Origin of the sequence: Streptomyces sp. NPDC053367 (assembly GCF_044545925.1) — a bacterium.
Taxonomy (GTDB): Bacteria; Actinomycetota; Actinomycetes; order Streptomycetales; family Streptomycetaceae; genus Streptomyces.
Genome location: NZ_JBITYN010000001.1, coordinates 93,682 through 105,055 on the forward strand (window position 1 = coordinate 93,682; position 11,374 = coordinate 105,055).

10 protein-coding genes are annotated in these 11,374 nt (G+C 70.9%); 4 read left to right on the forward strand and 6 right to left on the reverse strand.

Going from position 1 to position 11,374, the window contains the following annotated elements:
- The first annotated feature begins 67 nt into the window (after positions 1–67).
- A complete protein-coding gene (locus tag ACIGXJ_RS00480; protein ID WP_399639549.1) occupies positions 68–1,519 on the forward strand; it encodes a peptidoglycan D,D-transpeptidase FtsI family protein in 1,452 nt (483 codons plus the stop codon).
- On the opposite strand, the gene ACIGXJ_RS00485 is transcribed toward ACIGXJ_RS00480, so the two are convergent.
- A complete protein-coding gene (locus tag ACIGXJ_RS00485; protein WP_399639552.1) occupies positions 1,516–2,910 on the reverse strand; it encodes an NCS2 family permease in 1,395 nt (464 codons plus the stop codon). The genes ACIGXJ_RS00480 and ACIGXJ_RS00485 overlap by 4 nt on opposite strands.
- Positions 2,911–3,126: 216 nt before the next feature.
- On the opposite strand from ACIGXJ_RS00485, the gene ACIGXJ_RS00490 reads away from it, so the two are divergent.
- The 3 genes from ACIGXJ_RS00490 (at position 3,127) to ACIGXJ_RS00500 (ending at position 5,503) form a co-directional block, all read left to right on the forward strand.
- A complete protein-coding gene (locus ACIGXJ_RS00490; RefSeq protein WP_399639555.1) occupies positions 3,127–3,693 on the forward strand; it encodes a SigE family RNA polymerase sigma factor in 567 nt (188 codons plus the stop codon).
- Entirely contained in the window at positions 3,690–4,568 is an 879-nt protein-coding gene (locus tag ACIGXJ_RS00495) for a hypothetical protein (protein WP_399639557.1), read from the forward strand. The genes ACIGXJ_RS00490 and ACIGXJ_RS00495 overlap by 4 nt, the downstream gene beginning before the upstream one ends.
- A gap of 101 nt (positions 4,569–4,669) precedes the next feature.
- Positions 4,670–5,503 (forward strand): pectate lyase, encoded by an 834-nt coding sequence (locus ACIGXJ_RS00500; protein ID WP_399639560.1) that lies wholly within the window; start codon positions 4,670–4,672, stop codon positions 5,501–5,503.
- 179 nt (positions 5,504–5,682) lie between these two features.
- Here ACIGXJ_RS00500 and ACIGXJ_RS00505 read toward each other — a convergent pair whose 3' ends face one another.
- The 5 genes from ACIGXJ_RS00505 to ACIGXJ_RS00525 all read right to left on the reverse strand — a co-directional run bounded on the left by ACIGXJ_RS00505 (position 5,683) and on the right by ACIGXJ_RS00525 (position 11,341).
- Entirely contained in the window at positions 5,683–6,783 is a 1,101-nt protein-coding gene (locus ACIGXJ_RS00505; RefSeq protein ID WP_399639562.1) for a pectinesterase family protein, read from the reverse strand.
- Between the two features lie 104 nt (positions 6,784–6,887).
- Positions 6,888–8,201, reverse strand: coding sequence for a polysaccharide lyase family 1 protein (locus tag ACIGXJ_RS00510; RefSeq protein WP_399639565.1), 1,314 nt, complete (start codon positions 8,199–8,201; stop codon positions 6,888–6,890).
- A 12-nt stretch (positions 8,202–8,213) separates the two neighbouring features.
- Positions 8,214–9,017 carry a rhamnogalacturonan acetylesterase gene (locus ACIGXJ_RS00515; protein WP_399639568.1) on the reverse strand — a complete coding sequence of 268 codons (804 nt, stop codon included), beginning with the start codon at positions 9,015–9,017 and terminating at the stop codon, positions 8,214–8,216.
- A gap of 121 nt (positions 9,018–9,138) precedes the next feature.
- Complete coding sequence (locus ACIGXJ_RS00520) at positions 9,139–10,479, reverse strand: ABC transporter substrate-binding protein (protein ID WP_399639570.1); 1,341 nt, start codon at positions 10,477–10,479, stop codon at positions 9,139–9,141.
- Between the two features lie 49 nt (positions 10,480–10,528).
- Positions 10,529–11,341 carry a hypothetical protein gene (locus ACIGXJ_RS00525; RefSeq protein WP_399639573.1) on the reverse strand — a complete coding sequence of 271 codons (813 nt, stop codon included), beginning with the start codon at positions 11,339–11,341 and terminating at the stop codon, positions 10,529–10,531.
- Positions 11,342–11,374: the final 33 nt, after the last annotated feature.

Sequence of the window (11,374 nt, forward strand, 5' to 3'; positions counted from 1 at the left end):
GAAGGGACCATGAGAAAACCGGGCGGAAGGGAACGATCCGGTCGGGGCCGTTCGTCCTGTGATCGGGATGAACAAGACGATCAGGCGCGCGTCGGTCTTCACGCTGCTGCTGGTGTTCGCTCTGCTGGTCAGGGCGACCTGGGTGCAGTTCTACGAGGGCAGGGCGCTGGCAGACGACAAGGACAACCGGCGGAACGCGATCGCGCTGTACAGCGAGCCGCTCGGCAACATCGTCGTGGGCGGCGAAGCGGTCACCGGCTCGGCCCGGACGAACGGCGGCGACCTCAGATACAAGCGCACCTACACCGACGGGGAGCTGTTCGCGGCCGTGACCGGCTACAGCTCGCAGGCCTTCGGCGCCACCCAGCTGGAGGGCATCTACCAGGACCTGCTGGACGGCACCGACACCCGGCTGCAGACCGTCATGGACACCGTCACCGGCAAGCGCGCCGACCCGGGCGACGTGCTCACCACGATCGACCCGGACGTGCAGAAGGCGGCGTACGAGGCCCTCGGTGACAACAAGGGCGCGGCGGTCGCGATCGACCCGGAGACCGGCCGGATCCTCGCGGTCGTCTCGACACCGTCGTACGACCCCTCGGACCTGGCCACCGGTGACGCGGACGCCTGGAAGCGGCTGCAGGAGGACCCCGGCAAGCCGATGACCAACCGGGCGCTGCGCCAGCCGCTGCCGCCGGGCTCCACCTTCAAGCTGGTGGTGGCCGCGGCGGCGCTGGAGGACGGGCTGTACTCGTCGGTGGACGAGAGGACGGTCAGCCCCGACCCGTACGACCTGCCGCAGTCCAGCGACGTGCTGACCAACGAGAACCCGTCGGCGCCCTGCGAGAACGCCTCGATCCGGGTGGCGTTGCAGTACTCCTGCAACAACGTCTTCGGCAAGATGGCCGTCGACCTCGGCCAGGACAAGGTCCGGGCGATGGCGGAGAGGTTCGGGTTCAACGACGACCAGCAGGACGTGCCGGTGCGCGCCTACGAGAGCGTGTACCCGAAGGACATGGACGAGCCCCAGACCGCGCTGTCCGGCATCGGCCAGTTCGACGTCACCGCGACGCCGCTGCAGATCGCCATGGTGTCGGCGGCGATGGCCAACGGCGGTGAGCTCGTCTCGCCGCACATGGTGTCGCGGATCACCGACAGCGACGGTGACGTGCTGGCCGACTACGACGACGACGCCTCCGGCACGCGCATCGTGAGCTCCTCCACGGCCGAGCAGCTCCGGTCGGCGATGCAGACGGTCGTGGAGGAGGGCACGGGCACCAACGCGCGGATCGACGGCGTCACGGTGGGCGGCAAGACGGGTACCGCCCAGCACGGCGAGAACAACTCCAAGACGCCGTACGCCTGGTTCACGTCCTACGGGAAGTCGGAGTCGACCGGCAAGCAGGTCGCCGTCGCGGTGATCGTCGAGCAGTCCGACGCGGCCCGGTCCGAGGTCAGCGGGAACGGCCTGGCCGCGCCCGTCGCCAAGGCCGTGATGGAGGCCGCCCTCGAGGGCTAGGCCAGCAGCTGCCGGACCGGGTCGATCGCGAAGTACACCAGGAACAGCGCGGAGGCGCCCCACAGCAGCCAGTGGACCTCCTTCGCCCTGCCCAGGGCCGTCCTGATGACGACGTAGGCGATGAAGCCAGCGCCGATGCCGTTGGTGATGGAGTAGGTGAAGGGCATCACGGCGATGGTGAGGAAGGCCGGGACGGCGATGTCGTAGCGGTCCCAGTCGATGTGCTTGACCTGGGTCATCATCAGGAAGCCGACGGCGACCAGGGCGGGCGCGGCCGCCTGGAGCGGGACGATGGTGAGCAGCGGGGTGAGGAGCAGGGCGAGGGCGAACAGGCCGCCGGTGACGAGGTTGGCGAAGCCGGTGCGGGCACCCTCGCCGACGCCGGCCGCGGACTCGATGTAGGAGGTGGCCGAGGAGGCGGAGGAGGCGCCGCCCGCGACGGCCGCGGCGCCGTCGATGAGCAGGACCCGGCCGAGGTTGGGGACCTTGCCGTCCTCGTCGAGGAGGCCCGCCTCGGCGCTGACGCCGACGACCGTACCCATGGTGTCGAAGAAGTCGGAGAGGATGAGGGTGAAGACCAGCAGGACGACGGTGATCACGCCGACGCCGGGCTCGTCGAAGGCGCCGAACAGGCTGAACTGACCGAGCAGCCCGAAGTCCGGGGTGTCGACGACCTTGTCGGGCCACTCGGGCGTGGTCAGGCCCCAGTTCGGCACGTCGGCGGTGGCGTCGATCGCCATCGCGACCAGCGTCATCGTCACGATGCTGATGAGGATCGCGCCCTTGACCTTGCGGGCCAGCAGGGCGACGGTCAGCAGCACGCCGAGACAGAACACGAGGATCGGCCAGCCGGCCAGGGTGCCGGTGCCGCCGAGCTGCACCGGCACGGTGGTGTTCGCGGCGTCCGGGATCCGGCTGACGAACCCGGCGTCGACGAAGCCGATGAACGCGATGAACAGGCCGATGCCGACGCTGATGGCCTGCTTCAGCGGCTGCGGGATGGCGTGCATGACGGCCTCGCGCAGCCCGGTGACGACCAGCACGCAGATCAGCAGGCCCTCTAGGACGATGAGGCCCATCGCGTCGTCCCAGCTCATCAGCGGGGCGATCTGGAAGGCGACCACGGCGTTGAGGCCGAGCCCGGCGGCGAGGGCGAGCGGCAGATTGCCGCCGACGCCCATGACGACCGTCATCACGGCGGCCACCAGGGCGGTGGCGGTGGTGAGTTGGACGGGGTCGAGCGCCTCCCCGTACTTGTCCTTGGCGCTGCCCAGGATGATCGGGTTCAGGACGAGGATGTAGGCCATGGTGAAGAACGTGGCGAAACCGCCGCGTATCTCACGGCCGATGGTGGATCCCCGCTCGGAGATCCGGAAATATCTGTCGAACATGGCGGACAACTCCTCGGCGCCTGAGTGATCGTGTGCGGATGCTGGCTGGATTGTTCCCCCGCCGCACCGGTTTCAGGTTTTCCCCGTGTTACGGAATCGGCTTCGGGATGCCACACCGCGTTCGAAGACCCGTACGGACCGCTGGTACAGTTCCGGATCTCGTCCTGGCGTACGGCTGTTCGACGCCTGGGGAAACACAGCGAGGAGAGACAGCCCGTGGGCACAGTCGTCGACGACGCCGCCTCCGTGGAGTTCCATGCCTTCTTCGAACGGCACTACGCCGAACTCGCCCGCCTCGCCCATCTGTTGACCGGCGAGCCGGACGCCGCCGACGACCTGGCGGCGGACGCGCTGCTCGCGCTGTGGCACCGCTGGGACCGGGTCCGCGCGGCCGACCATCCGGCGGCGTACGCGCGCGGGGTCGTCGCCAACCTGGCCCGCACCCGTATCCGCAGCGCGGTGCGCGAGCGGCGGCGGATCGCCCTGTTCTGGTCGCAGCGCGAGGAGCGGACCGAGAACCCGGACGTCGCGGGCGCGGTCGACGTGCAGGCCGCGCTGCGTCGGCTGCCGTTCCGCAAGCGGGCCTGCGTGGTGCTGCGGCACGCCTTCGACCTGTCGGAGAAGGACACCGCGCTGGCCCTGGGGGTGTCGGTGGGTACGGTGAAGAGCCAGACCTCGAAGGGGATGGCCGAGCTGTTGCGGCTGCTCGGGACACAGGGAACTCCGCAGAAGGTGCACGCGGCGATGGCGCGCAGCGGCGAGGCCGGAGGAAGGAACCGATGACGCGGGACGTGCACGACGAGCTGCGCGCCCGGCTGCGGGAGGCGGCCGAGGCGCATCAGCCGGACCGCGCGCGCATCCTGGCCAGGATCGAGCGCGGCATGTCCGAGCGGACCCGGGTGGACCGTCGGGCCCGCCGGCAGCCGGTGTTCGGCTGGCTGCGGGTCGCGGGTGCGACGGCCGCGGTCGCGGGTGTGCTGGCGGTCGGCGGCTACGCGGTCGCCTCCGCGGTGAAGGAGGAGGCCCGCCCGCCGCAGCGTTCGGTCGCGGTGTCGCCGACGCCGACCCCGTCGCCGGGCGCGACGAACCGTCCGCCCGTCTTCCCCGCGGACCCGACGCCGAGCCGGACGGACGGCCCGGACCAGCCCTCCGGGCGGCCCGAGCGGTCCGGCGGCGCGTCCGCGTCGCCGGCCCCGACGGCTCCGTCGTCGTCCGCGCCGCCCGCCTCGCAGGTGCAGGACGGCCCGCTGTGGTCGGACGGTTCGGTGGACCCGCACAGCAACGACTTCTGGGCGCAGAGCAACGTCACGCTGAAGACGACCGAGGAACTCACCGCGCTGACCGTGCGGCTGGAGATCGCGCAGACCGGCGGGGTGACCTCCACCGGCGCCTGGCGCTCGCTGCCGGAGGACGACTTCGCCTTCACGGCCGAGGAGCAAGACGGCTTCCTGGTCTACACATGGGTGCTCAAGGAGGGCCGTACGGTCCCGGCGGGCGAGTGGGTGTTCGCCGGGCAGTACGACCATGAACGCGGCGGCCGGGACGCGAAGGACGACCGGTACGCGGCGAGCGCCTCGACGGGTGGCCGGCAGCTGTCGGTGGCGGGGGACTTCGCGCCCCGCGGCGACGACGCCCCGGAGCCCGACGCGGACTCGTAGCAGCCCCGGCATCCGGAAAAAAGACCGGGGGACGCGGCAACCCCTTCCCTGCCGGTGGCGACAAGGAGACGCAAGGATCCCCCACCACGCAAGGAATGCGTATGACAGCTCGACCCGAACAGCGTGTCCGTCACCGTCGCCGCGTCACCCGCCGGCGGGCGGTCATCGGCGGCACCGCCGCTCTCGGCATCACCGCGGCGGCGATCGTCACGACGACGATGCTGTCCTCGGCCGGCGCCGCGTCCTCCTGGCCGACCGCCACCGGCAAGAAGGCCGTCACCGGCACCATCAAGGTGTCGGGCAGCTACGACGGCAAGTACCAGCGCTTCTACGGCAGCGGCGCACTCGGCGGCGACGGCCAGGACGAGGACCAGGACCCGGTCTTCCAGCTGGAGGACGGCGCCGTCCTGAAGAACGTCATCCTGGGCGCCCCCGCCGCCGACGGCATCCACTGCCTGGGCAGCTGCACGCTGCAGAACGTGTGGTGGGAGGACGTCGGCGAGGACGCGGCCACCTTCAAGGGCAAGTCGGCGTCCGCCGTGTACACGGTGTACGGCGGCGGCGCGCGGCACGCCGACGACAAGGTGTTCCAGTTCAACGGCGCCGGCAAGCTGGTCGTCACCAAGTTCCAGGTGTCGGACTTCGGGAAGCTGGTGCGCACCTGCGGCAACTGCAAGACGCAGTACAAGAACCGCCAGGTGATCATCAGCGACGTGGACGTGACCGCGCCGGGCAAGTCGATCGTCGGCATCAACGCCAACTACGGCGACACCGCGGCCCTGCGCAAGGTGCGCATCCACGGCGACAGCGGCAAGAAGATCAAGCCGTGCACCCGCTTCCAGGGCAACAACACCGGAGCGGAGCCGAAGGAGCTGGGCACCGGCCCCGACGGCACGAACTGCACGTACACGGCCGCGGACCTGTCGTACGAGTGACCGTCCGCGACACCACCTGAGCCGCCGGCCGCCCCCCGGCCGGCCCTCCGGGCACCGACCCCCATCGGGCCCGGACAGCGGACGCCCCCGCCGATGACGATCGGCGGGGGCGTCCCCCTGTGCCGCCCTCGGGCGGCCGGGGCGAGGGGTGGAGGCCGATGACCTCCTTGCCTCGGTGCTCAGGATTCCTTCCAGGGCGCCCAGTCGCCCAGGTAGGCCGCCCGGGTGGCCGACTCGGCCTGTTCGGGCGTGAGTTGGGGCCGGTCGGCGGGGTCGGTGACGACGGAACCGGGCCCGGTGTTGCGGTACTCGGCGAACCGCTGCCGCTGCCAGGGGAAGGAGTTCGACATGTTGGTGTAGGGCGCGGCGGCGTCGATGCCGGGCCCGAGCCAGGTGTCGCGCACGGTCAGCATCGGACGGGCGGTGGGGTCGGAGCTGGGCACCCAGGGCCGGGCCAGCTTGTAGAAGCCGTCCGGGGCCTCGCTGGTGACGCGGCTCCGGGTGACCAGGTAGCCGCGCGGGTTGGCCCCGGCCGTGGAGGGCGCGAAGACGAAGCCGTACGGCGCGGCGGTGAGGTCGGTGCGGGTGAGGGTGCGGAAGTGGCAGTGGGCGAACACGGCGGTGGCGCGCCCGAAGACGAAGTCGACGTCGCCCTCGACATGGCAGTGGGAGTAGTACTGCCGGGCGAACACGCCGAGCGCGGCGGAGTCGGCGTACAGGGTGTCCTGGTGGCCGAGGAAACGGCAGTGGTGGAAGGCCGCCCGGTCCCCCTGCACCTTGACGGCGACGGCCTGGGTGCCGGAGACGCCGGGGTGGTCGGCGCGCAGCCAGTCGTTGGCGAAGGTGATCCAGCGGGCGGTGAAGCCGTCGGACCGGATCAGGGTGGTGGCGGAGCCGGAGGTGCCGTAGGTGCCGGAGCCGTCGGGCTTCGGGGTCCCGGCGGCGTTGTCGTACACGACGACCACGTCGCGCGGGTCCTCGCTCGCGCCGATCCAGGTCGTCCCGGGGGCGGCGACGGTCACGGTCTCCCGGTAGACGCCGGGGGCGAGGACCAGGGTGGACCCGGTGCCGCCGGCGGCGTTCACGGCGGCCTGGACCGTGGTGAAGTCGCCGCGTCCGCGCGGGTCGACGTAGAGCGTCGTGGCGGTGAGCCGGGCGGCCGGTGACCCGTACCGGCCGAAGGGGCCGTGCGACGGCCGGGTCCCGGCGTGGGCGGGCAGGGGTGCGAGGCCGAGGGCGGCGCCGGCGACGAGGAATCCCCGTCGGGACAGGGGGGCCATGGGAGGTGCTCCTTCACGGTGCGGGGCGTGAGGGGGACGGGCCGGGGCGGACGGGCCCGTGTGGGGGCCGCGGTGCGGACCGCCCCGGCCGGTTCGGGGCGGGGTCAGCGCAGCCGGCCGGCGCCCGCGCGGTGGCGGACGAGACCGGGCACGGCCCGCGCGGGGTCGACGTCGGTGCGCAGTTCGGGCGTCCAGCCGACGCCGGACTGCAGGGTCTCGGCGGGGATCTCCGCGTTGTGCACGGCGATCAGGTCGACGGGCTTGCCGTTGACGTAGTTGCCGGCGGCGGTCAGGGGCGCCTCGTTCCACTTCTTGAGGATCTTGGCGGGGCTGACGCCCTCGGGCAGCGTGAAGGCGTTGTGCTCGGCGACGAGCTGGGACTCCTTGCCGATGCCGAAGCTGTAGCCGTACGTCTCGTCGCCGATGAAGTGGTTGTTGTAGGAGTCGACCTGGCCGAAGCGGACGCGGGGCGCGCGCTCGACGAGGTCGCGGAACAGGTTGTGGTGGAAGGTCACCTTCAGGTGGCCGCGGTCGGTGGCGGTGGTCGCGGCGTTGTCGCTGTTGCCGATCAGGATCGTCTTGTCGTGGTCGGCGAAGACGTTCCAGGACGCCGTGACGTAGTCGGAGCCGCGGACGATGTCCAGCTCGCCGTCGTGCTGCTGGTAGAGCATCCCGAAGTAGGTGGGGGCGGCGCTGTCCGGGTGGCTGCCGTCGGTGAAGGTGTTGTGGTCCATCCACACATGGGTGGAGCCGTACACCACGACGGAGTCGTACTCGGAGTTCCAGTTGCCCTTGGCCCCGTCCTTGGGGTCCCACTGCGGGAAGCAGTCGACGGGGCTCTCGAAGGTGAGGTTGCGGACGATGACGTTGTCGACGCCCCTGATCTGGAGGCTGGCGCCCTTGAACCCGGCGTCGCGGCCGACCCCGATGACGGTGGTGTTGGCGGGCACCTCCACCTTGATGAGCTGGTCCTGCACGGCGGCCGACGCCCGCCGCAGGCCCTCGGGGCTGTCGTCCGGCTCGGCGTCCAGCCGGGTTTCCAGGCCCCAGGTCTCGGGGGCGTACTTCTCCAGGTAGGCGCCGAAGTCGTAGCCGGGCACGGCGAGCGAGTCGCAGCCCTCGGCGACGGCGTCGATCGTGCCCTTGACCCTCACGATCTTCGGCGCGGAACCCCCGTCCGCGAGCGCCGCCCTGAACTGCGCCCAGGTGCTGACGGTGTACACATGCCGGGCGTCCGCGGCGGCCCCGCCGCTGGTGCCGGTCCCGTACGACCCCCACCCGTCCCCCGCGGGCAGCACGTCCCGGGCGACGTCGTGGCGCCCGCCGTGGGCGACGGCCCCCGAGGCAACCGACAGCACCAGCGCGGTGCAGCCGAGCACTCCCCCTATGACACGTCCATGACACTTACGGTTTCTCACGTGCGGCTCTCCTCATCGCTCGACTTCGTCCGACGGCCAGGTGATCCACGAGTCCGGTATCTCGTCCTCCAGCCGGAGCACGTCCCGCGGCGCGAGCACCCGGGCCCGCACCAGCTCGCGCGCCACCATCCGGGCGACCGCGACCGCGCCCGGCGGATTGAAATGCGTGTTGTCCTGCTCGGTCGCGGTCCAGTTGAAGTACCTCTTCGTCTCCTCGGCCCCCAACCGCTGCCACAACGCCAGCGACAGCGCCTGGACGTCGAGCAGCGCGACCCCTTCCTCGGCGGCCAGCGCCCGCATCGCCGCCGGGTACTCGCCGTGGCTGGGCAGTGCCCTGCCCGCGGCGTCGAACCGGCGCCGCTCCACCGACGTGGCCAGCACCGGCCGCGCCCCGCGCGCCCGCGCCCCGTCGACGTACCTCCGCAGGTGGTCCTGGTACGTCGACCAGGGCTCGGTGTACCGCGCAGGGTCGGTCGTCTTCGCGTCGTTGTGCCCGAACTGGATCAGCAGGAGGTCACCGGGCCGGACGGCCTCGAGGATGACGTCCAGCCGTCCTTCGTCGACGAAGCTCTTGGAACTGCGCCCGTTCACCGCGTGGTTGAAGACGAGGCGGTCCTTGTGGAGGAAGAAGGGCAGCGCCATGCCCCATCCGGTCTCCGGGGCGGCGGAGGCGTACTTCTGGGCGGCGGTGGAGTCGCCGGCTACGTAGAGGGTCCGAGTGGTCCTCCTGGTGGCGTGCGCGGTGCCGGCACCGGCCGCACCGAGGGGAAGGGCGGCGATCGCCGCGCCGGTCACTTGCCTACGGGTGAGGGACACGCGAGGTGCCTTTCGAGCGGGAAGGGACCCCCGCGCCCCTCAGGGGCGCGGGGCGCTGCCGATGTGCGGCTACCGCCGTGGGCGCGACCGGCCACGACGGGCCGGCGCGCGAGGAGGACCGTCAGCCGTTCTGCTGCTTCCACTCCGCCTGAGCCTCGTTGAGCTGCTCGGCCAGCCCGTCGAGGAACTCCTTCGCGGTCATGCTCCCGAGCAGCACCTTCTGGAAGTTCGGCTCGTTGTCGGCCTTGGAGATGGTGTTCCAGTCAGGCAGGTAGTACGGCAGCTGCACGATGGTCGTGGACCCGTCGGTCAGCGCGGTGGCGGCCAGTTTCGTGGGCTCGGCCTTCGAGACCCACGCGTCCGACGCCGCCTCCGTGTTGGCCGGCACCTGCCCCGCGGACTCGTTGAACTTCGAGTTCTCCTCGTGCGACAGCGCGAACTCGATGAACTTCCACGCGGCGTCCTTGTTCTTGGAGCTCTTGAACAGCCCGAGCCCGTCCACGGGGTTGGACACCTGCACCCGCTTGCCGGCCGAGCCGACCGGCTGCGGAATGCCCCGGAACTTCTCCGTCCCGAGCGCCTTCACATGGTCCTGGTAGGAACCCAGGTTGTGGTTCAGCATCCCGATCGTGCCGGAGTCCCACTGCGCGACCATCTTGGTGAAGTCGTTGTTCAGGTCGGCCGCGGGGGTGTTCTTCTTGAAGAGGCCGGCGTACTTCTGAAGCGCGGCGACGTTCTTGGGGTCGTTCACCGTCGTCTTGTCGCCGTTCCAGAACGACGTGATCCCGGACTGCCCGTACATCGCGTCCAGCGCCTGCGCGATGGAACCGGCGCCACCGCGGATCGTGTAGCCGAACCGGTTCTTCTTGGCGTCGGTCAGCTTCTCCGCGGCCTCGTAGAACTTCTCCCAGGTGTTCGGCTCGTCCAGGCCCGCCTTCTCGAACAGGTCGGTGCGGTAGTACAGCACGCCGTTGTTCGCGGAGGTCGGGATCGAGTACAGCGTGCCGTCGCCGCCGCCGGCGGCCTTCATGGACTCGACCATGTCCTTGTTGAGCATCCCCTTGAGGGCGGACTTGTCGAGCCGCTCGTCCAGCGGCTCCAGCGCGTTCTGCGCGGAGAACCCGGCGAGCATCGCCGCGCCGACACCGCCGACGTCCGGGAGGCCGCCACCCTGGATGGCGGTGTCGACCTTGGACTGGTACTCGGTGGAGGCGATACCGACGTACTCGACGTCGATGTCCGGGTTGGCCTTCTCGAAGTCGGCGATGATCTCCTTCCAGACATCGGTGCGGACACCGCCGTTGTTGTCCCAGAAGACGATCTTGCCCTTGCCGTCGCCCTCGGCGCCCGTGCCGCCGGCGCTGCCGTCGTCGCCACAGGCGGTCGCGGTCAGGGCGAGCACGGATCCCAGGGCCACGGCCGCGGCGGCCCGCCTGCTTCTGCTGCTTCTGCTGATCTTCATCGGTCGGCTCTCTCTTCTGGATCCAACGAGGGTGGTGAAGTGGTGGGGGTCAGTGGGTGTACGGCGCCCGGTCGTCGGCGCCCCGGAGGCGGTCGTCGACGCCGTACGACGCGGCGTCGCCGTCACTCGTCCGCGGCCGGTCCGCGGTCACGACGGCGTCCGGGTCCCGGAGGAGGCCGATGTCGCCCTCGGCGGAGGAGCCCCGGATGTGGACCCGGCCGACGGTGGTCGGCCTGGGGCTGTCGGTCATCGGGGTGTCCTGGCCGCCCGGGAAAGCGGTGTCGTAGAGGACGATCCGGTCGCCGGTCCTCTGCACCGCCGGCGCCTGCTCGCCGTGCACCTCGTGCGCGGCCTCGTCGAGGTCGTTGCCGAAGGTGGGCAGGCGGGCCGTGACGTCGCTCGCGGCGATCCGTACGGTCGCGCTCCCGTCGGAGCCGCCGTACTCGGCCGGTGTGCCGTAGACGATGGCGGTGTCGGACCGTTCCTGTCCAGTCCCCTGCAGCACGATGTTCTGCTTTGTCACGGGAAAGCGGACCTTTTCGCGAAATCCGCCCGGGAAACGCCTCACCAGCGCAGGCACGGCGGCGGGGTCCAGCCGGTAGGCGGAGAACTCCCGCGGCTCGAAAGCGGCGCTCCCTGTGTCGTGGCGGCCCGTGGTGCGCCTCGGGATCGACCCGCGCCACACGGACTCCGCGGTGGCGTCGCCCTGGTGGGAGTGCCGGAGGCCGTCGTAGCAGCTGTCGTGGATGGCCCTGGCATGGGACTCACCGGCCGCACCCAGGCCCGGTGTCGCGACCAGCCCCGCCACGGCGGCCGGCACGACACCACGCCTCGGCAAGCGCTTGCTAGGGAAGTGCGTCATTGCGGCTCCCAACAGACCTACGACAAAGGGGAC

What these genes read in the sequence shown, in the direction of transcription:
- ACIGXJ_RS00480 (WP_399639549.1), top strand. Translation starts at nt 68, where the DNA reads ATGAACAAGACGATCAGGCGCGCGTCGGTCTTCACGCTGCTGCTGGTG.
- ACIGXJ_RS00485 (WP_399639552.1), bottom strand. Translation starts at nt 2,910, where the DNA reads ATGTTCGACAGATATTTCCGGATCTCCGAGCGGGGATCCACCATCGGC.
- ACIGXJ_RS00495 (WP_399639557.1), top strand. Translation starts at nt 3,690, where the DNA reads ATGACGCGGGACGTGCACGACGAGCTGCGCGCCCGGCTGCGGGAGGCG.
- ACIGXJ_RS00500 (WP_399639560.1), top strand. Translation starts at nt 4,670, where the DNA reads ATGACAGCTCGACCCGAACAGCGTGTCCGTCACCGTCGCCGCGTCACC.
- ACIGXJ_RS00505 (WP_399639562.1), bottom strand. Translation starts at nt 6,783, where the DNA reads ATGGCCCCCCTGTCCCGACGGGGATTCCTCGTCGCCGGCGCCGCCCTC.
- ACIGXJ_RS00520 (WP_399639570.1), bottom strand. Translation starts at nt 10,479, where the DNA reads ATGAAGATCAGCAGAAGCAGCAGAAGCAGGCGGGCCGCCGCGGCCGTG.
- ACIGXJ_RS00525 (WP_399639573.1), bottom strand. Translation starts at nt 11,341, where the DNA reads ATGACGCACTTCCCTAGCAAGCGCTTGCCGAGGCGTGGTGTCGTGCCG.